We start from the raw sequence: 20,442 nt of genomic DNA on the forward strand, positions 1-20,442 counted from the left end.
GAACCCGCGTCACAAGTATTGCGCGTTGCACCCCGATTATCAAGGTAATCGCCGCAAGCCATATTCACCGCAACGGACTCCAGGTTCGACATACTCAATTTGCGGCCGGTTCCCAAGATCGCCGTTTTGAAAAGGACAGCACAATGCCTCTTGCTCTTCTGGCGTTGACAATCAGCGCCTATGCCATCGGGACGACGGAGTTCGTCATCGTTGGCCTACTACCCACGGTCGCCAACGATCTCAACATCTCCCTGCCGCTCGCGGGGCTTATTGTCAGCGTCTACGCGCTCGGCGTGACCTTTGGCGCGCCGATCCTCACCGCTCTTACCGGCCGCATCGAGCGTAAGCCGCTGTTGCTCGGGCTGATGGTGCTCTTCATCATCGGCAACACGGCTGCGGCACTTGCGCCAAGCTATGAGCTGCTTCTCGTCGCGCGCGTGCTCAGCGCTTTTGCCCACGGGGTTTTCTTCTCCGTAGGAGCGACGATTGCCGCCGATCTCGTTGCCCCCAACCGTCGCGCCTCTGCCATCGCCATGATGTTTCTCGGCCTTACCGTCGCGATCGTCACCGGCGTGCCGCTCGGCACCTTCATCGGCCAGCAGCTTGGCTGGCGCGCCACATTCTGGGCCGTATCTGGCCTCGGCGTCATCGCTTTCGCGGCGATTGCCATCCTCTTGCCTTCGCAGATCGCCAAGGCGGCACCTGCCCGCCTGATCGACCAGGTGCGTGTTCTTGCGAACGGCCGTCTACTGCTCGCCTTCGGCATGACCGCACTCGGCTATGGTGGCACCTTCGTCATGTTCACATTTCTCGCTCCAGTGCTGCAGCAGATCACGGGCTTCGGCGAATCCACTGTTAGCCTCATTCTCGTGCTCTATGGCCTCGCGATCGCGGTGGGCAATATGGTGGGCGGGCGTATTGCCGATGGCAATCCAGTCGGCGCGCTTGTGGTCATGTTCGGCCTGCAGGCTGCCGTGCTTGCCCTTTTCACCATCACTGCCGTATCGCCGGTCTGGTCGCTGGTGACGCTCGCCGCCCTTGGCGCGCTCTCCTTCTCCAATGTTCCGGGGTTGCAACTCTACGTAGTACAGCTTGCAAAGGTCCACACGCCCGATACAGTCGATGTCGCCTCGGCGCTCAATATTGCCGCCTTCAACCTCGGCATAGCTGGCGGGGCATTCCTTGGTGGCATCATTGTCGCCTCCCCGCTCGGCCTTGGCGCAACGCCATGGGTCGGTGCTCTTCTCGTCGTCGGAGCCCTCGGCCTGACGCTCTGGAGCCAGATGCTCGATAGGCGCGCTTCGGCCGCAGTACTGGCCACCTGCTAAGTCAAAGGAAAAACCATGTTTAACGTTAATACCAATGGCGCAGAAATCCCCGCAATCGGCTTCGGCACCTTCCGCATGCCGGGCAGCGATGTGCTGCGCATGGTGCCGGCCGCATTGAAGCTCGGCTACCGCCACGTCGATACCGCACAGATCTACGGCAACGAGGCCGAAGTTGGCGAAGCCATTGCCAATTCGGACGTCGCTCGCGGCGATGTGTTCCTTACCACGAAGGTGTGGGTGGACAAGTATCGTCACGACGCCTTCGTCAGGTCGGTGGATGAGAGCCTCAAGAAGCTGAAGACTGACTATGTCGATCTTCTTCTCCTGCACTGGCCGCAAAGCGATGTGCCCCTTGCCGAGCGCATCGGCGCGCTCAACGAAGTGCGCGATGCGGGCAAGGTTCGCCACATCGGCGTCAGCAATTTCAACACGGCGCTGATGGCTGAAGCAGTCAAGCTCAGCAAGGCTCCGATCGTCACCAACCAGGTCGAATACCATCCCTATCTCGACCAAAGCGCCGTGCTCGACGCGGCGCGCAAGGCCGGCATGAGCATCACCGCCTATTATGCCATGGCGGACGGCAAGGTCATCGACGACCCGGCAATCAAGGCGATCGCGGCCGCCCACGGCAAGAGCGCGGCACAGGTGGTGCTGCGTTGGCTGGTGCAGCAGCAAGGCGTGGTTGCACTGTCGAAAACGGTGAGCGCGGAACGCGCAAAGGCCAATTTCGACATCTTCGACTTCGAGCTTTCAAACGACGAGATGCAAGCGCTGCATGCCCTGGCCCGTCCGAACGGGCGGATCGTCAATCCCGGTCATCTTGCGCCGAAATGGGATTGATCGGGCGCGCATTTTGCGCCCATTCATGCTTTGGATAAGCCAATGGCGGCCCCTAAGGGACCGCCATTCGCGTCTGAGGTACAGGCTGCCCGTAGTTACTGAGGCGCCGCGCAGTTGTTGAACGTGATGCCCGGGCTAGGCGCGATTGCCAGCGCATTCTCATTGCGAACCACCGGAACGCTACCGCTCGCATCAAGCTTGGCATCGGGACCAAAGTTGAACCCATCTACACGGACGCCAAAGTCGTACGTAACCCCCTCCTGCAGCGGCACCTCGATTGTCACCTCACGCTTCACGCCAGGGAGAAGATTGAGGTAGTTATCGCTGAAAAAGGCCGGAAGAATGCGCTTGTTGGTTTTCCTGTCAAAGAGTTGCAAGTGCACCATGACTGCAATGGCCGTACCGGCATTCTCGACCGCAACCGCTATCTTGGCCTTACCATCCTTTTCCTCCACCCTTCGTGCAGCAATGGAGGGCGCCGCCAGCGGGATGGTTTCCATGCTGGTATAATCTTTGTCGGCATTGTTTTTTTGATACCAGTAGAAATTTTCCGCCAGTACCTGGCCAACGGAATTTGAGAATTTCAGTGATACGAAACACACAGCTGAGGTGGCCGCTGCGATCTTGGCACTGATATCGATAATCTTCGCCGCAGATGCGGCAGCAACTGGACTGACGTTTTGAACAGTGCGAACCACCAGACTGCCATCGAGATTGTATACGCTGATATCGACGCTGCCCTTCACCCGCTCTGCGCTTTGGTTGACCACGTTGACTATCCTCGTCAAAGCATTCATGACGACATTGACCCGCTTCGAGCCGTTTTTAACGGCAAAGAAGGAGGAATGCTGCTCCATATCGTAGCTATACATCTGCCAGACGAAACTTGGCTGGGCGGGGTGACTCATCCACTTGATGACGCCCATCGACGTAGAGGTCACGGTCGGCGTTATCGGTCCGAAATTGACGGCATGCGCTTCGTAAATCGCCTTGATGCATTCGTAGTTCATCAATTGCGCCTTGCGGACAAAGTCGGCAAGGTTTGCAAGCTTGCCATAGCGGCCCGCCGTGGCACCGAAGATTCCCCCTCCGGACGAGCCGTTACCGTTGCCGCCATTTGCATTGATGTCCCGGTCAGCCCAGTAATCGTCGGGGCATTGCCAGGATTGCTCGGGCAACATCGACTGGACAAATTCGAGCGTCGGGATGGAATAAGAGCCCATCTCATTGTGAAACGGCATGGAGGAATCGCTGGTGACCGTACTGAAGTGCGATTTCGGAGCAACCCAGTGATAGGGTCCACCCGAACTGTAGCCATCCAGCTTGGACCCTGCGTATTGTTCGTTGGTGTCTCCTGCAGAACTTGTCAGGCATTCGCGCTTGGGGTCAAGCTCGGCAACGAGCTTGTCCAGGCCATCGACGAGCTTTTGATTTTCCGGCTTGCCTTCATTGCCGCCACACCACAGCAGGATCGAGGCGTGATTGCGGTAATTGGTAATGACATCGCGGACATTGTCCAGATATCGATCGACATTGTATGTGCCTGAAGAACCATAGCCTTCCGTCGAGTAGAAGAAATCCTGCCAGACGAGTATTCCGTACTCGTCGCACGCCTCGAAGAAGTCCTTACTCGTGCTTTGACCGTTCCAGTTGCGGATCAGGTTCAAGTTTGCATCCCGGTGCAGCCGGACCGCGTTGAATACGCGCTCCCGCGGTACGCGCTTCAATGCCTCGTCGAGACCCCAATTGCCGCCCATGACAAGAATTGGCAGGTTGTTGATCGTGATCCCGAGATCGTTGTTGGCTCCTCTTGGACGCACGTATTGAATCTTGCGTATTCCGTACTTGAGCTCGCGGACGTCTGAGGTTGTGTCGCCGACATCCACCCTGATCGACACAGGGTAGAGATAGGGGTCGCCATAGCCGTTCGGCCACCAGAGCTTTGGGTTCTTGAGCAGTAGTTGCGGCAGATCGGTCGACGTCAAGGTTACGGTCTTTGCCTGCCCATCAGCGGGCAATTCGATCGCATGTTTGAACTCAATGTCCCCTATCCTGCCCGCGATTACGCCAGCTTTTTCCGAGCCGCCGTGATTGACTAAGGTGACGTCTATAGCCAGATCGGCGATCGTCAAGTCATCAGCGATCACCGGATCAATGCGCACGTCGGTGATCCTCAAAGCGCCGGTTGTGAAACTATAGACGGGCTGCCAGATGCCTATGCAACGATCGGGGATAGTCGGCACCCAATCCCATCCGGCGACGCAGAAGAATGTGGGCCCGTTGCGTAGGGTTGTTCCGGTCCTGCCGCCATTGCGGCCGCCACGGGTCACGCCGCTCTTGAAGCTCGGAAGCGATGGCCCTTCGGTGAACTCGAGCTTGTAGACTTTGACAGCGAGAAAAGCGTTCTGCCCCGGCTTGTCCTTGATGATGTCGGTCACATCGAAGTAGCCGCGCTTGAACGCGCCCTCGATACGGCCCACGCTTTGACCGTTGAGCCAGATGTCGGCCAAATAGTTGATCCCGTCGAACCGTAGCCAGAAGCGTTGACCCGCTTCCAAAACGGGAATTTCGATTGCGGCCCGATACCAGTAATCGCTGTCTTTCAGCGTATCTGGAATGAGCTTGGTGACGATCTGGCGATAGAGCGGCTCAGGATAGACGCCATTGTTCACCATGCTGGTGAGAACTGTCCCGGGCACGGCCGCAGTTTGCCATTTCTCCGCTGAATAGTCCTCTTTTGAAATATCGCCCGCAGGGATGATCTCGGGTACATTCTTCGCATCCTGGAAAGTCCAGCCCCCGTTGAGAACCCGCGTGCCTGCCATGGACTTCATCGGCGCCTCGGGCACGACAGGTGGCAGCTCAATAGGCAATTCGACAGTTGGGGTGACAGGCGGCGTGGTCGGCGGCGCCGCTGGCGTTTCGAACGTGGTCTCTGCCACGGGCTTGGCATTGTCCTTATCGCAGGCACTGACAATACCGCCGGCGACCAGAATGGCGCCTTGCGTCAAAAAACGTCTACGGGTCGTATCCATGACTAAAATCCTCCCAAATCTAATCGATTTAGAAGATGTCACGCAGAAATACACAAGTCTATGTTGATGTATTAAACACTTAGTCTAATAAACTAAAGTATCAAAATTTCAAAGTAATACCAATTTCTATTGGCTGTATCTTACGGTAGATAATATTGCGACGCAATATGGCGTTCAGTTTCGAAAAATACTAATGCATTGGGTTTTCACTGCCGGTATATATTGCAAAGCACCATTTCGAATTTCGCGACCATCCCGTCTCGTCGCGGCGGCTAACCTCTCGATTTTATCGCGATGCCACCTGGGGAAGGTATTGGTTCACGAGGTTCACGACCTGCGCGTCGCGGCTTCGCGCCGTATCGCCGCCCATCACGACGGCAACGAGCTGTCGCCCATTGTCGCTGACCGAGGTGACGATGTTGAAGCCGGAAGCCCGTACATAGCCGGTCTTGATGCCGTCGGCGCCGTTGACCTGATCGAGGACGCGGTTGTGCCCGCGGATCAGTTTGCCGTTGAAGGCGAATTCATGCACGGCAAAGTAATAGTACTGGCCCGGATAGTGCCGTCGCAAGGCAAGGCCGAGGAGGGCCATGTCGCGCGCCGTGGTGATCTGCTGCGGATCAGGCAGGCCGGAGGCGTTGTGGAAGTTGGTGCCCTTCATGCCGAGGCGGCGCGCCTTCTCGGTCATCAGCGCCGCAAACTGCTCTTCGCTGCCGCCGAGATATTCGGCGAGCGCGACCGCGACGTCGTTGGCCGATTTTACCACGATCGCCTTGATCGCCGTATCGACATCGATGGCCTGACCCGGGCGGACGCCGAGCTTGCTGGGCGCCTGCGAGGCGGCATGAGCCGACATCGGAATAAGCGTCGACTTCGTGATGCGGCCGGACTGCAGGGCTTCGAATGTGAGGTAGAGCGTCATCATCTTGGTCAATGATGCCGGAATGCGCGGCAGATCGGCGTTCGCCGAATAAAGCACGACCCCGGTACTGCCATCGACGACGACAGAAGCATATTTCTCGGAATTCAGCGGCAGGACCGCCACTGCGGATGGCGTCGGATCAAGCGTCGCTGCCGTGGTGCAACCACTTGCGACACCGAGGATCACACCCATCAAAGCCACGGATTTCGAAAACGAATACAAAGCCCTAAGAACTCGCCCCACGTTTGTCTTCCGGATCGTTCCACTCGCGACAGAAGCAGAATTCTATCGCGGGATCGTTAATAAATCGGCGTTACCGGCGCTTGGTAACCGATTTCATCGGCTTCGCCAAGCGCCGCAATGGGCACAAATCGCCGCTGCCGCCTACGCGGTCAAAACGACCTTCACGCTGCGCGAGCGGTCGAGCGCGGTCAGAAACGCCTCCGGAGCACCGCTGAGCGGATATTGAGCCGTCACCAGCCGCAGCACGTCTATCTTGCCCTCGACAATCAGTTCGACCGCCTCGAAGAACTCTTCGCCGAAGCGGAAGGTGCCGACGAGATCAAGTTCCTTGGCCATGACCGCGTTGGCAGGCACGGGGATGGTGCCGCCTGCAAGATTGCCGACCTGGACCACGGTTCCGCCGCGCCGCACGGTGCGGATCGCCGAGGCCAGCCCTGCGGCGGTCCCGGAGATTTCGAAGGCGATATCGAACGGTGTCGCCTTGGCCAGCGCCGCCAACTGTTCTTCGCCCTTCGACAGGTCGACGATCTGGTCGGCGCCGAGTTTTTCGGCAAATTTCAGCGGCGCTGCCGCGACATCGACCATCGTCACCGACCCCGCCTCGGCATGTTTCAGGGCGAGCATTGTCAGAAGTCCGATCGGCCCTGCCCCAAAGACGATGGTCGAGAAACCCTTGACGTGGCCGGCGCGCCGCACCGCGTGCAGGCACACGGCGAGCGGCTCCGCGAGGGCGCCGGCCTCAAACGGCAAATCGGCTGGCACCTTGACGCATTGTGCCGCCGTCGCATCGAAAACGCTGGCAAATCCACCCTGCATGTGCGGGGTTTTCGAAGCCGAGCCCATGAAGTAGATATTTTCGCACAGGTTGGGTCGGCCCTCATGGCAGTAGACGCATTTCTCGCACCAGCGCGACGGGTTGACTGCGACGTGATCGCCGACAGCCACCGAAGCAACACCGCTGCCAACGGCGATCACTTCGCCGGCGATCTCATGGCCAAGGATCAGGGGCGAAGTAACGATGAAATCGCCGGTCCGCGCGTGTCGGTAATAGTGCATGTCCGAACCGCAGATACCGCCGGCGCCGAACTTGACCCGGACCATGTTCGGTGCGAGCTCGCCAAGATCGATATCGACGACGCGAAGATCCTCCGCGCCGAAGAGTGTTGCAGCTATGCCTTTCATACTCATCTGATCAGACCCAATTGTGTTGGCAGCCAAAGTGTAATCGCCGGGATGAAGGTTATGGCGATCAAGGCGATAAAGAGCGGCACGAGCCAGGGCAGTATCGCCATGGTGGTGCGTTCGACGGAAAGTTTTGCTACCCGCGACAGGACAAACAATACCATGCCGAGCGGCGGATGCAGAAGTCCGATCATCAGGTTGAGCGTCATGATCAGGCCGAAATGCACGGGGTCGATTCCGAACTTGAGAACGAGCGGCAAAAGGATCGGTACAAGGATCGTGATCGCTGCGATCGTATCAAGGAAACACCCGACGAAGAGCATCAACAGGTTGACGAGGATGAGGAACACCCACTTGTTTTCCGTGATGGAAAGGATCGCCGTCGACAGGAGCTGCGCTGCCTGGCTCACGGTCAACAGCCACGCGAATACCGACGCCGCCGTAACGATGAAGAGCACCGATGCCGTTGTCTCGATGGTGTCGAAGCTTGCCTTGGCAAGGCTCGACAGGGTCATGGTGCGGTAGCGGACGAGCCCGAGGAACAGCGACCAGAGCACTGCAGCGACAGCCGCCTCAGTGGGCGTGAACCAGCCCATGGTCATGCCGCCGATCAGGATGACCGGGGTCATCAGGGCCATGACCGCCGAGAAGTCGAAATACCAGTCGGCGGCTAGAAGCAGCACGAGAGCGATGCCGACGGAGACGTTGACCGATAGCCCGGTCAGGGTCAGGAGATAGATGACAAGCGGTACGCTGAAGACGACGACGATCTCAAGCGAAGCTTCGAGAAGCTGCTTGATTTCGAAGGGCGCGTCAGAGCCCCAGCGCTTGACATAGGCGAAGATGGCGACCGTGAGCATCATCAGCACTGTCATGACGACGCCGGGCACGATGCCGGCCATGAACAGCGCGCCGATCGACACATTGGCCATCATGCCGTAGATGACGAAGGGCAGCGACGGCGGAAAGATCGGGCCAAGGGTCGCAGAGGCGGCGGTCACGCCGACAGCCGCTTCAATCGGATAACCGTGATCCTTCATCGCCTTGATCTCGATGGTGCCAATGCCCGCAGCGTCGGCAAGAGCCGTACCGGACATGCCTGAGAAAATGACCGAGCCGATGATATTGACCTGCGCCAGGCCTCCCTTCATCCAGCCGACAAGCGCGACCGCAAAAGAGTAGATGCGTCCGGTAACGCCTGCCGAATTCATCAGATTGCCTGCGAGGATGAAAAACGGCACGGCGAGCAAGGGAAAGCTCTCGACGCCGGCAATCATGCGCTGCGCAACGATGATGTCGGGCGCCACGCCAAAGAAGACGAGATAAAGCACCGAGGCGACCGCCATGGAGATCGCCACCGGCACGCCGACGAGCATAAGGAAGAGAAAGGTTCCGACGAGCAACAACATGGATCAATCCTCTACCTTGTGAAATTCCTCGGGCCGCTCGAGCACCGAATAGCCGCGGCGCATATTGGCGATGAAAACCTGAACCGAGCGGAAGAGCATCAGTACGAATGCGACGAATACGGCGTAAAAGACCATATTGCGCGGCAGGTCGACGGTGACCATACGTTCCTCGGCAACGATCTGCGTGTAACGCCACATCAGCCACACGGCATAGGCGAAAAAGCCGATGCGGACGATGTCGACGAAAGTCGACAGGGCCCGGGCAACGGAAGCCGGGAGATAGTGATAGAGGACGTCGACCTGGATGTGGCGGGACAGGCGCACGCACATGACAGAGCCGAGGAAGACGACCGCGATGAGACAGTTGGTGGCTATCTCCTCGGTCCAGGCATAGCTGTTGTTAAGGACGTAGCGGGTGAAGAACTGCAGAAACACGCAGCCTGTCATGAGCCAGAATACGGCGAGCGTCAGCCAGTCTTCGATCGCATAATCCGAAACGTCGGCCACCGGCGCCGCATCCTCGAAGGAATGGGCGATCTCCTCGGCCGTAACCTGTGTGTGGACTTCCTTTGCCATGGGCATTCTCCGGTCTTCGCATCCAAGTGATGGAATGCCGGGCGGACCAGCCGCCCGGCCCCCCCGCGGATTATTCCTTGATGGCGCGAATGGCCTCCCAGTCGGACTTCTCGTAGCCGAAGTCCTCAAACTTCACCTTCTCCATCACCGTCTTTTCGAAGTCGGCCTTGTCGACCTCGGTCACGTTGATGCCCTTTTCCTTGAATGTCGCAACGAGCGCCTTTTCCTTCTCCTCGATATTCTTGGTCGTACGCTCGGCCGCTTCCTGCATGACCTCGCCGAAGATCTTCTTGTCCTCGTCGGACAGGCTCGACCAGAGCTGCTTTGAGACGACCGTATTGAGATGGTCGACAATATGGCCGGTCAGAACGATATTCTTCTGCACTTCGTAGAACTTCTTGGCTTCGATCGTTGTCAGCGGATTTTCCTGGGCCTCGACCGTGCCATTCTGCAGAGCGAGATAGACTTCGGCGAAGGCGATCGGCGTCGTGTTGGCGCCGCAGGCGCGCGGCATGGCAAGATAGGCGGGAACGTCCGGCACGCGGATCTTCAGGCCCTGCATGTCCGAACACTTGCTGATGGGCTTGTTGGACGTGGTCTGGCGGGTGCCGTAATAGCTGACGGCGGCGATGTGGTTGCCGGTCTTTTCCTCATAGCCAGCGGCGAGACGTTTGAAGACGTCACTTTTCGTATAGGCGATCAAATGCTCGGGACCGCGGAAAATATAGGGGAAATAGGTCACGCCGATCGGCTTGAAATCGCGCGCTGCGAAGCTCGATCCCGAAATGATGATATCGACGGTGCCGAGCTTCAGGCCCTGGTTGATGTCCGCTTCCTTGCCGAGCTGTGAAGCCGGGAAAACATCGATCTTGTAGCGCCCATTGGTGCGCTTGTTGATTTCTTCGGCGGCCCAGACGGATTCCGTGTGGAACGGCTCCGAAGTTTCATAGACGTGCGCCCATTTCAGAGCGGTCTGGGCCTGTGCCGCAGCAGCCGAAAGTGCGAGCGCGGCCACCGCTCCCATAATGGCCATAAGCTTGATCTTCATGTCCTTCTCCTCCCAGATTGAAATCAGATCGTGGTGTTTCGTGTCGAGCCTTTCGGCGGATGACCTTTCTCGCTTTCGAGTTCGTCCTCGAAGCTCCTGGAAAATCTCGATTGTGATTGTTGCAGATGGAACTGCATCGCCGCCTTGGCGCGAGCAGGATCGCCCGAAGCGATCGCATCACGAATTGCCCGGTGTTCGGCAAATGCCTCGCGCCAGGAAACCGCGCTCTCGAAGTAGCTCGCAAGCCGCTCAAAAAACGGTGTCATGCGCTGATCGAAGAGCTGTCCGACGAACCGCTCGAGCACGGCATTCTCTATGATGCCGGCGATGGTGGTGTGAAACGTCCGGTCGAGCGCAATCGAAGCATGCGGATTATTGAAGGTTTTCGCCATCCTGGTCAGCACGGCATCCATGGCTTCGACCTGAACCGGCGTCACCACTTTGGCGGCTTCCTCGACGATCGCACATTCGATGAGCGAGCGCGCACGCAGCAGTTCGAACGGACCTTCGAGGTCGTCCGAGGGGGCGAGCACAGGCTTTTCTTTGCGTTGATTGGTGACGTAAACGCCCGAACCCATGCGGATATGGATCAGTCCTTCGACTTCCAGCGCAATGAGCGCTTCGCGGATTGTCGGGCGGGAAACACCAAGTTCCTCGGCAAGTTCGCGTTCGCCGGGCAATCGTTCGCCAACTGCGAACGAACCGCACTCGATCAAATCACGGATCTGTTCCGCGACCTGCTGATACAGGCGGCGCGGCTGGATCGCTGCGAACATTGGACCTCCCCGCACGGCTCCTCTCCGCGCATGACTGGTAAACTGGCCTTACCAATCATTAACTGATACATTGATATATATGTTGGAGTCAACCCGGCACAACTCGCGCCTCGATCTCAGGCAATTGTTACACATTGTATCGGAAAGTGATTGCCGTCGGCACACGCGAACAAGCTAAGAGAAATCTCGATACTCAGACTTCTTCGACCGGTGACCAATGCTGCCTCAAAACCGATTGCCGCGCGCCTTCGCCGCCCTGAGCCTTACCTTGGTTCTGGGTGCTTGCTCGACAACCGATCCCAAGCTGCCGAGCGCGGCATCGATCCCGGTTCCAGAGGCTGCGCCACGCGTGGCCGCAACTGACTCACGGCCTGCAGCCAAGACATCCGACAAATCCGTCGATGGCCTGATCACAAAATACTCGGTTGCCTATGCTGTGCCGGAATCCCTTGTTCGCCGTGTCGTGAAGCGTGAAAGCCGTTTTAACCCCCAGGCACGCAACGGGCCCTATTGGGGGCTTATGCAATTGCTCCCAGCGACTGCACGCGGCCTCGGCCATGATGGCAACGCCAAGGATCTGCTCGATGCGGAGACCAACCTCAAATACGGGGTGAAGTATCTCGCTGGCGCCTATAAGGTGGCGGACAGCAATCCGGACCAGGCAGTCCGCCTCTATTCACGCGGGTATTACTATCAGGCCAAGCAGAAGGGCATGCTCGACGTGCTCGAACCTTCGGCGGAGCCCGTACAGACCGCTCTTGTTGCGACGTCATCGGAAGCAAGCACGGCCCCCGCCGCGCAGGCGACGAGCGCCCTCATGACGCCGACGGAACTTGCCTATGCCGACGGCAAGGTGGTGTTTCCGGCGGTGATCCCGCTGCCCTTCGAGCGGCAGGATTTGCTGGCCTCCACGATCGTGCCTACCACCACCGGTGGAAATGGTGCACGGGTCCGCGCCCCCGCCCCACTTTGAGCTCACTGCCCGCGAGCATCGCTGACGTCACGTAATCCTTGGCGTGCGCCACGGCATCGGCCAGAATCTCGCCCTTGGCCAGTTCAGCCGTGATGGCCGAGGCAAGCGTGCAGCCGGTTCCATGGTCGTTGTCCGTGGCAATGCGGGGGCTGGAAAACCATTCTTGCGTTTTTCCGTCGCACAGAAGATCGCTGCTTTCCGATCCGCTGCCATGGCCGCCCTTGATCAAGACTGTTGAAGCACCGACAGCCAGCAGAAGCTCGGCCTGGCGCACCATTTCAGCCGCATCGCCTGCGACGGGCCGCCCGGTCAGCAGGGCTGATTCCGCAAGGTTGGGTGTGACGAGGGTTGCCTTGGGGAGAAGCACCTGCCGCAACGCATCGATGGCTCCGGGTTCGAGTAGCCGATCACCTGAGGTCGCGACCATCACCGGGTCGATAACGAGCGCCCGGTGCCAGCCGCGCAGGCCGTTGACAATGCTCTCGATCGCTGCCACTGCGGAGACCATGCCGATCTTGATCGCGGCCACGTCAATGTCTGACAGAACGGCATCGATCTGCGCGCTTATGATCGAAGGCGAGAGATTTTCGATTGCTGTCACGCCCTTTGTGTTCTGGGCGGTGATGGCTGTGATGACGCTCGCGCCGTAGACGCCAAGCGCCGAGAAGGTCTTCAGGTCCGCCTGGACACCTGCGCCGCCGCCGCTATCGGAACCGGCAATGGTCAATGCGATCGCGGTCATCGCCGTGCCTCGAGCGCCTTGTCCACTGCCTCGCGCAGTATTTGCGCAGCGGCCTTCGGGTCGACCTGCCGAAAAATGGCCGAAATGACCGCTATGCCATCGGCTCCGGCTTTGATGGCCGGTGCAGCGCGCGCGAGATCGAGGCCGGCAATAGCGCCGATCGGCAGGTCGGGCTTCTTCGCCCGAATGATCTGCGCCAGACGTTGATAGCCGTCAAAGCCGATGGGACCGTCGGGATTGTGCTTGGCCGGCGTTTCGAACAGCCCGCCGATGCAAGCATAGTCGATATCGCCAGCGATGGCGGCTTCGGCATCGGATTCGTTCTTCACCGTCAAACCGATGATCGCATCCGGGCCAAGCAGACGACGGACGTCGGCGACCAGCATGTCCTCGCGCCCGACATGGACCCCGTCGGCACCCGTGGCAAGCGCCACGTCGACCCGGTCGTTGACGACGAAAGGAACGCCGCTGCCGCCCAGCGCTGCCCGGATCGCATGGGCACGTTCCACCATCTTTCGTGTTGGCGAATTCTTGTCGCGATATTGGATGATCGTGGCGCCGCCTCGCGCCGCAGCGAGCGCTAGAGCACCAAGGTCTTGCTCGCCGCCAATAGCGTCGACATCGACAATGGCATTCAGCCGGAAATCTACTTTTGGCATGATCTTCTCTTTCATCAGAGCGAAGGAGGTTGGGAGAGTTCGACGGCGAGGTCGCCGACGGCGGGGATCGATTTGATCAGCCCTGCTTCGTGCAGGAAGACACCGAGGCGTTCGTAGCGGCCGCGATCGAGAGCCGCCGGCCGTTTGGCGAAGCGTGGCAGCGTGTCCGTCCACGCCTGCCTGTTCAGCGGATTGTCGAGATCCGGGTAGGCCTTGATGAAAATCTGCCAGCTCTCGTCCGGGTGATTGGTCAGATAGATTGCCCCCTTTTCGACAGCGCCGAGAAAGCGCGGCAGGCGATTGTCGGTGACGAGATCCCGGTGCGTGACGAAGATGAGTTCGTCATAGACCGGCACGCCGTGCTCCTCGGGAAAGAAGGCGCGGCCGCTGTGACCCTCCTGTGCCATCTGGGTCAGTTCGAAGTTGCGGTAGGCTCCGACCGTCGCATCGACCTGCCCCGCGATCAGCGAGGCTGACAGGGCGAAATTGACGTTGATCAGTTCCACGTCCTTGATGGACATGCCTTCGGACTTGAGCATGGCGCCGAGCATCGCATCCTCGAACCCGGAGACCGAGAAGCCGACTTTCTTGCCCTTCAAATCCTTGAGGCTTTTGATCGGACCATCGGCCAGCGTCATCACCGTGTTGAGTGGCGTTTCCACCAGCGTCCCGAAGCGCACCAGCGGCAGGCCGGTGTCATGGTCGAGGTAGAGATTAGGCTGGTAGTGGATGGCGACCTCTGCTTGCTTTGCCGCAACGAGGCGTGGCGGTGCGGCCGGGTCTGCTGGCGGCATGAGATTCACATCAAGGCCGGCATCGGCAAAGAATCCCTTCTCGCGGGCGATGATAAGAGGGGCGTGGTCCGGATTGACGAACCATTCGAGCAGTACCGTCAACTTGTCGGCGGCACTGGCGGGCGCGGTTGCGGCGCAGAGCGCAAGGCATATGGCGAGGATCGATAAGCGTGTGCGGAACATCAGTCGTCCTTTGTTGCGATGATGGGAGTTGCTCATGTTTGCGGCGCCCAAGGGGTAAGGCGGCGGGTCAGGGCGTCGACGAGAAAGCGCAGGATCACGGTGAGGGCGGCGAGGATCATCAGTGCCGCGAACATGGTTTCGGTCTGCATGCGGGCATTGGCTTGCAGCATGACAAAGCCGAGCCCGCGCGACGAGCCGACCCATTCGCCAATCACGGCGCCGATCGGGGCAAAGACGGCGGCGACCCGCAGGCCCGATCCGAGCGAGGGCAAGGCGCTAGGAACCCGAACGAGAAGCAGGGTTGCGAGCGGCGTCGCTTGCGTGAGCGAAGCCGCATCGAGGAGGTCGCGGTTGGTTCGCTGCAGGCCATCGGCAAAGGCCGATGCGACGGGAAAGAAGATGATGAGGCTTGCCATCACCACCTTGGAGGCAAGTCCAAAGCCGAACCACAGGACAAGCAGCGGCGCGATGGCGAATACCGGGAATACCTGCAAGACAAGAAGAAGCGGCCAGACGACATGGCGAAAGGCGGGAATGGCGGCGACAAGCAGCGCGATAATAATGCCGGCGAGCGCGCCGAATGCCAGTCCAAGCAGGACCTCGATGAGCGTGATCGATGCGTTGACGCCAAGATATTGCCGCTGTTCGACAAGCGCCGACACCACCGCAATTGGCCCAGGCAGAATGAATCGCGGAGGCTGGAACAGCCAGACCGCCACTTGCCAGCAAGCAAAGACGGCGGCAAGCGCCGCGACCATGCGAATAACGAGGCGCATGCAGCTACCGCCGCAGTTCAGATGTCAGGATGTAGGGCACGCTCTGGACTCCATTGCTTTTGGAGATCCGGTCATGCGCGAAGGTGAAGCTGAAAAGGCGCGAACTTTGCTCAATTCCCGTTCCTACGCCGGCATGACCCGGATCAGGTTCAAGGGTCCAGCTCGACGCTATCTCAGCACTGTACAGTGCCCCCCTCGGAATGAAGCGATGATGGAGCGGCGCGAGATTAAAGTCAATCGCGCCGCGTCAGGTCCTAGTGGGTCAGGCGAACGTTCTCGCCGTCGACCGATTTACAGGCGGCCGTGATCTTGTAGTAGAAGTCCTGGTTGGCCCAGCCGCCGCCGTCTTCCCACGCATGGCTATGGGGCGTGTTGTCACAATTCATCAGATCATCGAGTGGGGGCTTCGATCCCAACGGCAGTTGCACGCCGTCCACGAACAGATGGTTGACCGTGTTCGGGTCGTCGGTCTTCAGCGTGGAATTGTATTTCGAATAGCCGGACTCGCTTGTGGCAATGCAATCGACGTATCGCGATTTCCCGCCGTTCTTGTCCTTGTAGCCGATGTCGCAACCATCATTCTTGATTTCCATCTTGAGGTACAGCTTGGTGTAATCACCGAGGTCGAACGTGATCGGAACATTGATATCCGGGTCTGTTTTACCGCCGCCGTTACCGTTGTAGAGGTTATGGTCGGTCGCGGTGTATTTGATGGTGCCGACGACAACGTCCTTGCCATTGCGCACGACGATGATCGAAACTTTCTTGAACCAGTAGCCCGTAACCTTGTCGATCGTGATCTTGGCCGTCGTCGGCTTCAATGGCGCCAGCGCCGTGGCGTTGACGTTGATCGGCATGTTGTCCTTGTTGAGAACATGCATGAACAGGGTGCTGGTCTGGCCGCCAAGGGTGATGGAAACCTTTTGATTTTCGGTACTGAAGTTCAAATTGATATCTTCGGCGCGCAGGCCGAGATTGGCCTGGAGGAAGGCACGTGCCCTCGCCTCGGCGGCCGCTTTGTTGGACCCGGTGAAAACCGAGGCTGCCGCAAGCGCCGCGGCGTCGGCCGCATTCTGCAGCCGCGAACGGTCATTGCTGGCGCGGCTATAATCCACGGCGAGCCCGGCAAACCCCAGGAGCGGTACAAGCAGCAAGCCGAATGTAATCGCGGTTGCGCCGCGGCGGTCTTTTATGAATTGACGTAGATACTTCATGGCCCCACTCCAGTCGATGAGCGCAACCATCAGTTGTCCGGCGTAAATGACGGCTTATGAAATTCGTTCAGATTTTCACGATCTGCCCTGGAACCGGCGTCGGGGAAGAAATGCGTCTGCAAATGGTAAATGTTCGATGAAGCTGCATTAGGCGTTTTGAACGACAGGGCGGACAAAACCTTGGCTCGCGACAAGGAGGTTGCGCGTGTAGTCCCGCGTTACATGGCGGCGGGCAAGTTCCGACGCGGTGAGCCGTTCAACCTCCGCGCCGTGCTGCATTACCATCAGCCGGTCGCACATGTGCGTTACGACTGCGAGATCATGGCTGACCATGACGAATGTCAGCTTGCGGTCGCGGCGGATCTGCTCGAGAAGATTCAGCACCTCCGCCTGCACCGATGCGTCGAGCGCAGAGGTTGGCTCGTCCAGCAACAGGATCGATGGTTCGAGAATCAGAGCGCGGGCGATGGCGACACGCTGGCGCTGGCCGCCTGACAGCTGGTGCGAGTAGCGGAAACGAAAACTGGAACCGAGCCCGACCTCGTCAAGCGCCCGCAAGATGCGCCGCTCGATATCGCCGAATCCATGTACGGCCAGCGGCTCAAGGAGCAATCGGTCCACGGTCTGACGCGGATGCAGCGAACCATAGGGGTCCTGGAACACCATTTGCACTTCGCGGTAAAAGGCCTTTGTGCGCGATGCGCCAAGCAAATTGCCATTGACCTCGATAGTCCCCGCGGTCACGGGTGCCAGACCCGCCACGGCGCGCAGCAGCGTCGATTTGCCCGAACCGGATTCGCCGACGAGACCGAAGGACTCGCCGGGCACCACCTCGAGGCTGACGCCGCGCAGCGCGCGAAAGCGATTGAACATCACTTCGAGATTGTCGATCTTCAGCGCCGGCGTCATGCTGCCCACTCCGGTTTGCGGTCGAGCGTCGGCAGTGGATGCCGGTCGGCACCTATTTCAGGCATGCAGTTCAGCAGTCCCTGCGTATAGGGGTGCTTGGCATTGCGCAGGTCCGTCGCGGCAATTTCTTCGACGATGCGGCCAGCATACATGACGATGACCCTGTCGCAGAACGACGAAACCAGCCGCAGATCGTGCGAGATGAAAACGAGGCCCATGCCCCTGTCGCGCACCAGATTGTCGAGAATGCCCAGCACGTCGAGCTGGACCGTAACATCGAGCGCGGAGGTCGGCTCGTCCGCAATCAGCAGTTCCGGTCCGGTGATCAGCATCATGGCGATCATCGCGCGTTGCCCCATGCCGCCCGATACTTCGTGCGGATGGAGATCGTAGACGCGCTCGGGGTCGCGTATCTGGACGGCGGCCAGCATATCGAGCGCGCGTCGGCGCGCCTCGCGCTTGCTGACCTTCTCGTGGGTCCGGAGCGTTTCGACGATTTGCCTGCCGATGCTCATGACCGGATTGAGCGAATATTTCGGATCCTGCAAGATCATGGAGATACGATTGCCGCGCAGCGCCCGCCGTTCCTTGACGGACGTCTCCAGCAGATCGATGCCGTCGAAGTTCAGCGTCTTTGCGGTGATGGTTGCATGCGGAGGAGTGAGGCCCATGATGGCGCGGCCGGTCTGCGACTTGCCGGAGCCTGATTCACCGACAATGCCGAGGCGTTCGCGCCCAAGCGTGAAGGACACGCCACGCACCGCGTTGACGGCGCCCGTGCGGGTCGGAAACGTGACGCGGAGGTCGTCAACCGTCAGCATGGTGCTCATTGGTTGTTGCCTCGCGGATCAAGCGCGTCGCGCAGCCCGTCGCCAAGAAGATTGAAACCAAGGCTGACGATGAGGATGGCAAAGCCCGGCATGGCGGCGACCCACCATTGGTCCATGATAAAACGCCTTCCCGATGCGATCATGGCACCCCACTCGGGCAAGGGCGGCTGTGCGCCAAGCCCAAGAAAGCCGAGGCCAGCAGCGGTCAGGATGATACCTGCCATGTCGAGCGTCACACGGACGATAAGCGACGACAGGCAGAGCGGCATGATGTGCCGGAGCACGATGCGCGTCGGCGATGCTCCCATCAGCCGGACGGCGGCGATGTAATCGGAGTTGCGCACCGTCAGCGTCTCGGCGCGGGCAATGCGCGCATAGGGCGGCCACGAGGTTATCGCTATGGCGATAACGGCATTCTCAATGCCCGGCCCGAGGGCAGCGACGAACGCCAGGGCCAGGATGAGCTTGGGGAAGGCTAGGAAAATATCGGTAATGCGCATCAACACGGCATCGACCCAACCGCCGGCGTAACCGGCGATCGTACCGACGAGCAGCCCAATTGGCGCCGCGATGATCGCAACGAGAATGACGACATAAAGCGTCAGGCGCGAGCCATAGATGAGCCTTGAGAGGATATCGCGGCCCTGATCGTCAGTACCAAGCAGATAGTCACCACCGGGCGGCAGCAGGCGCGCATTGCGCAGGTCGCCGGCAACGGGCGAATGCGGCGCCAGCAGCGGCGCAAAGGCAGCAACCAGCAGCAAGGCGATGATGATGGCGAGCCCGACAACGGCAAGGCGGTTGCTGGCGAAACGGCTCCAGACCAGATAGGCGCGGCCAAGTCGCGCCTGCGTCCGCGATTGCGGGCGGTCGCTCATCAGCCATTCGCGGCGCGTCAGGGGCCGCGACGTGTTGATTGCGTCTGTCATCGTGCGCGCGTCCGTGGGTCGAGGGCCCGATAGAGCAGATCGGACAGGAGATTGATGGCAACGAAGACCGTGCCGATGACGATGGTTCCGCCGAGCACCGCATTCATATCGGCGTTCTGCAGGGAGTTGGTGATGTACATGCCGAGCCCCGGCCATGAGAAAACGGTCTCGGTTAGGACAGAGCCTTCGAGCAGGCCGGCATACGAAAGCGCAATGACGGTGACGAGCGGAACGGCGGCATTGCGCAGGGCGTGGCCCCAGATGATGCGCGTTTCGGAAAGGCCTTTTGCGCGTGCGGCAACAATGTATTCCTGCTCGAGTTCATTCAGCATGAAGCTGCGGGTCATGCGGCTGATATAGGCCAGCGAAAAATATCCGAGCAAGGATGCCGGCAGGATGATGAAACTGAAGATGTTGCGGAAGGCTTCCCAATTGCCCTGGATCACTGCATCGAGCAGATAGAAGCCGGTAATGGGCGTGAAGGTATATTCATAAACCACGTCGATACGGCCGGGACCCGAGGTCCAGCCAAGCTTGGCATAGAAAACCAGCAATGCGAGAAGGCCGAGCCAGAAGATCGGCACGGAATAGCCGATCAGGCCAATGATGCGGACGAACTGGTCAATCAGGCTGCCACGCTTGACGGCGGCGAGTACGCCGAGCGGAACGCCGATACATGCACCGATGAGCGTGCCCATTGTTGCAAGTTCCATCGTTGCCGGAAAAACCCGCCTGATATCGGTCATGACGGGGTTGGTCGTCAGGACAGAATTGCCGAAATCGCCCTGCAATATGCCCTTTATGTAGAGAAAGAACTGCTCATAGAGCGGTAGGTTCAGCCCGAGCTCCTCCCGCACCCGTTCCACCACATGCGCGGGGGCACGGTCGCCGACGATTGCCAGCGCCGGGTCGATCGGTATTACCCGCCCAATAAAGAAGGTGACTGCAAGGAGGCCCAAAAACGTGATGACTCCGATCAGCAGGAAACGTCCTACTGCCCAGAGAAAATTACCAGCCCAGGCGCCGGAACGCCTGGACTCCATTTGTGTGTCGGTACTGCTCATTGCATCAGCC

18 protein-coding genes, 1 pseudogene and 1 riboswitch are annotated in these 20,442 nt (G+C 59.4%); of the genes and pseudogenes, 3 read left to right on the top strand and 16 right to left on the bottom strand.

Annotated elements, in window-relative coordinates:
• Positions 1-143 precede the first annotated feature (143 nt).
• Both BLR72_RS18105 and BLR72_RS18110 read left to right on the top strand, forming a co-directional pair.
• Positions 144-1,328, top strand: a complete 1,185-nt coding sequence (locus tag BLR72_RS18105) for an MFS transporter (RefSeq protein ID WP_027230565.1) — start codon at positions 144-146, stop codon at positions 1,326-1,328.
• 15 nt (positions 1,329-1,343) lie between these two features.
• Positions 1,344-2,168 carry an aldo/keto reductase gene (locus tag BLR72_RS18110; protein WP_091950771.1) on the top strand — a complete coding sequence of 275 codons (825 nt, stop codon included), beginning with the start codon at positions 1,344-1,346 and terminating at the stop codon, positions 2,166-2,168.
• A gap of 95 nt (positions 2,169-2,263) precedes the next feature.
• Here BLR72_RS18110 and BLR72_RS18115 read toward each other — a convergent pair whose 3' ends face one another.
• The 7 genes from BLR72_RS18115 to BLR72_RS18145 form a co-directional block, all read right to left on the bottom strand.
• Positions 2,264-5,203, bottom strand: a complete 2,940-nt coding sequence (locus BLR72_RS18115) for a glycoside hydrolase family 2 protein (protein WP_091950772.1) — start codon at positions 5,201-5,203, stop codon at positions 2,264-2,266.
• Between the two features lie 286 nt (positions 5,204-5,489).
• Positions 5,490-6,317 (bottom strand): D-alanyl-D-alanine carboxypeptidase family protein, encoded by an 828-nt coding sequence (locus BLR72_RS18120; RefSeq protein ID WP_051614826.1) that lies wholly within the window; start codon positions 6,315-6,317, stop codon positions 5,490-5,492.
• Between the two features lie 192 nt (positions 6,318-6,509).
• Positions 6,510-7,556 carry an L-idonate 5-dehydrogenase gene (locus BLR72_RS18125; RefSeq protein ID WP_091950774.1) on the bottom strand — a complete coding sequence of 349 codons (1,047 nt, stop codon included), beginning with the start codon at positions 7,554-7,556 and terminating at the stop codon, positions 6,510-6,512.
• Entirely contained in the window at positions 7,553-8,959 is a 1,407-nt protein-coding gene (locus BLR72_RS18130; protein ID WP_091950776.1) for a TRAP transporter large permease, read from the bottom strand. Before BLR72_RS18130 ends, BLR72_RS18125 begins: the two co-directional genes overlap by 4 nt.
• Before the next feature lie 3 nt (positions 8,960-8,962).
• Positions 8,963-9,535 (bottom strand): TRAP transporter small permease, encoded by a 573-nt coding sequence (locus BLR72_RS18135; protein WP_091920240.1) that lies wholly within the window; start codon positions 9,533-9,535, stop codon positions 8,963-8,965.
• Positions 9,536-9,605: 70 nt separating this feature from the next.
• Entirely contained in the window at positions 9,606-10,583 is a 978-nt protein-coding gene (locus tag BLR72_RS18140; RefSeq protein ID WP_027230570.1) for a sialic acid TRAP transporter substrate-binding protein SiaP, read from the bottom strand.
• 23 nt (positions 10,584-10,606) lie between these two features.
• Positions 10,607-11,359, bottom strand: coding sequence for a FadR/GntR family transcriptional regulator (locus tag BLR72_RS18145; RefSeq protein ID WP_091950778.1), 753 nt, complete (start codon positions 11,357-11,359; stop codon positions 10,607-10,609).
• A 379-nt stretch (positions 11,360-11,738) separates the two neighbouring features.
• Between BLR72_RS18145 and BLR72_RS22745 the strand changes: the two are divergent.
• Positions 11,739-12,077: pseudogene (locus BLR72_RS22745) on the top strand (lytic transglycosylase domain-containing protein); the annotation flags it as partial.
• A gap of 202 nt (positions 12,078-12,279) precedes the next feature.
• Here the strand turns inward: BLR72_RS22745 and thiD are convergent.
• The 9 genes from thiD to BLR72_RS18195 form a co-directional block, all read right to left on the bottom strand.
• Positions 12,280-13,074, bottom strand: coding sequence for a bifunctional hydroxymethylpyrimidine kinase/phosphomethylpyrimidine kinase (gene thiD, locus BLR72_RS18155; protein ID WP_091950782.1), 795 nt, complete (start codon positions 13,072-13,074; stop codon positions 12,280-12,282).
• Complete coding sequence (gene thiE, locus BLR72_RS18160; protein WP_091950861.1) at positions 13,071-13,733, bottom strand: thiamine phosphate synthase; 663 nt, start codon at positions 13,731-13,733, stop codon at positions 13,071-13,073. The genes thiD and thiE overlap by 4 nt, the downstream gene beginning before the upstream one ends.
• 14 nt (positions 13,734-13,747) lie before the next feature.
• Positions 13,748-14,710 carry an ABC transporter substrate-binding protein gene (locus BLR72_RS18165; protein ID WP_091950784.1) on the bottom strand — a complete coding sequence of 321 codons (963 nt, stop codon included), beginning with the start codon at positions 14,708-14,710 and terminating at the stop codon, positions 13,748-13,750.
• A gap of 32 nt (positions 14,711-14,742) precedes the next feature.
• Complete coding sequence (locus tag BLR72_RS18170; RefSeq protein ID WP_175492398.1) at positions 14,743-15,486, bottom strand: ABC transporter permease; 744 nt, start codon at positions 15,484-15,486, stop codon at positions 14,743-14,745.
• 103 nt (positions 15,487-15,589) lie between these two features.
• Positions 15,590-15,692, bottom strand: a riboswitch (TPP riboswitch).
• Between the two features lie 48 nt (positions 15,693-15,740).
• The gene (locus tag BLR72_RS18175) at positions 15,741-16,700 is read right to left on the bottom strand and encodes a TadE/TadG family type IV pilus assembly protein (protein ID WP_175492399.1); all 960 of its coding nucleotides are present in this window, start codon (positions 16,698-16,700) and stop codon (positions 15,741-15,743) included.
• Between the two features lie 147 nt (positions 16,701-16,847).
• Positions 16,848-17,609, bottom strand: coding sequence for an ABC transporter ATP-binding protein (locus BLR72_RS18180; protein ID WP_091950788.1), 762 nt, complete (start codon positions 17,607-17,609; stop codon positions 16,848-16,850).
• The gene (locus BLR72_RS18185) at positions 17,606-18,439 is read right to left on the bottom strand and encodes an ABC transporter ATP-binding protein (protein ID WP_091950790.1); all 834 of its coding nucleotides are present in this window, start codon (positions 18,437-18,439) and stop codon (positions 17,606-17,608) included. Before BLR72_RS18185 ends, BLR72_RS18180 begins: the two co-directional genes overlap by 4 nt.
• Positions 18,436-19,368, bottom strand: a complete 933-nt coding sequence (nikC, locus tag BLR72_RS18190; protein WP_091950792.1) for a nickel transporter permease — start codon at positions 19,366-19,368, stop codon at positions 18,436-18,438. The genes BLR72_RS18185 and nikC overlap by 4 nt, the downstream gene beginning before the upstream one ends.
• The gene (locus BLR72_RS18195; RefSeq protein ID WP_027230580.1) at positions 19,365-20,432 is read right to left on the bottom strand and encodes an ABC transporter permease; all 1,068 of its coding nucleotides are present in this window, start codon (positions 20,430-20,432) and stop codon (positions 19,365-19,367) included. The genes nikC and BLR72_RS18195 overlap by 4 nt, the downstream gene beginning before the upstream one ends.
• Positions 20,433-20,442: the final 10 nt, after the last annotated feature.

This window comes from Phyllobacterium sp. YR620 (assembly GCF_900104165.1).
Lineage (GTDB): Bacteria > Pseudomonadota > Alphaproteobacteria > Rhizobiales > Rhizobiaceae > Phyllobacterium > Phyllobacterium pellucidum.

Excerpts from the sequence above, each read along its gene's own strand:
- BLR72_RS18145 (WP_091950778.1), bottom strand. The coding sequence starts at position 11,359 with ATGTTCGCAGCGATCCAGCCGCGCCGCCTGTATCAGCAGGTCGCGGAA.
- BLR72_RS18110 (WP_091950771.1), top strand. The coding sequence starts at position 1,344 with ATGTTTAACGTTAATACCAATGGCGCAGAAATCCCCGCAATCGGCTTC.
- BLR72_RS18175 (WP_175492399.1), bottom strand. The coding sequence starts at position 16,700 with ATGAAGTATCTACGTCAATTCATAAAAGACCGCCGCGGCGCAACCGCG.
- BLR72_RS18115 (WP_091950772.1), bottom strand. The coding sequence starts at position 5,203 with ATGGATACGACCCGTAGACGTTTTTTGACGCAAGGCGCCATTCTGGTC.
- BLR72_RS18120 (WP_051614826.1), bottom strand. The coding sequence starts at position 6,317 with ATGGGTGTGATCCTCGGTGTCGCAAGTGGTTGCACCACGGCAGCGACG.
- BLR72_RS18130 (WP_091950776.1), bottom strand. The coding sequence starts at position 8,959 with ATGTTGTTGCTCGTCGGAACCTTTCTCTTCCTTATGCTCGTCGGCGTG.
- thiE (WP_091950861.1), bottom strand. The coding sequence starts at position 13,733 with ATGCCAAAAGTAGATTTCCGGCTGAATGCCATTGTCGATGTCGACGCT.
- BLR72_RS18170 (WP_175492398.1), bottom strand. The coding sequence starts at position 15,486 with ATGCGCCTCGTTATTCGCATGGTCGCGGCGCTTGCCGCCGTCTTTGCT.
- BLR72_RS18165 (WP_091950784.1), bottom strand. The coding sequence starts at position 14,710 with ATGTTCCGCACACGCTTATCGATCCTCGCCATATGCCTTGCGCTCTGC.
- BLR72_RS18180 (WP_091950788.1), bottom strand. The coding sequence starts at position 17,609 with ATGACGCCGGCGCTGAAGATCGACAATCTCGAAGTGATGTTCAATCGC.
- BLR72_RS18125 (WP_091950774.1), bottom strand. The coding sequence starts at position 7,556 with ATGAGTATGAAAGGCATAGCTGCAACACTCTTCGGCGCGGAGGATCTT.
- thiD (WP_091950782.1), bottom strand. The coding sequence starts at position 13,074 with ATGACCGCGATCGCATTGACCATTGCCGGTTCCGATAGCGGCGGCGGC.
- BLR72_RS18195 (WP_027230580.1), bottom strand. The coding sequence starts at position 20,432 with ATGAGCAGTACCGACACACAAATGGAGTCCAGGCGTTCCGGCGCCTGG.
- BLR72_RS18185 (WP_091950790.1), bottom strand. The coding sequence starts at position 18,439 with ATGAGCACCATGCTGACGGTTGACGACCTCCGCGTCACGTTTCCGACC.
- nikC (WP_091950792.1), bottom strand. The coding sequence starts at position 19,368 with ATGACAGACGCAATCAACACGTCGCGGCCCCTGACGCGCCGCGAATGG.
- BLR72_RS18135 (WP_091920240.1), bottom strand. The coding sequence starts at position 9,535 with ATGGCAAAGGAAGTCCACACACAGGTTACGGCCGAGGAGATCGCCCAT.
- BLR72_RS18140 (WP_027230570.1), bottom strand. The coding sequence starts at position 10,583 with ATGAAGATCAAGCTTATGGCCATTATGGGAGCGGTGGCCGCGCTCGCA.
- BLR72_RS18105 (WP_027230565.1), top strand. The coding sequence starts at position 144 with ATGCCTCTTGCTCTTCTGGCGTTGACAATCAGCGCCTATGCCATCGGG.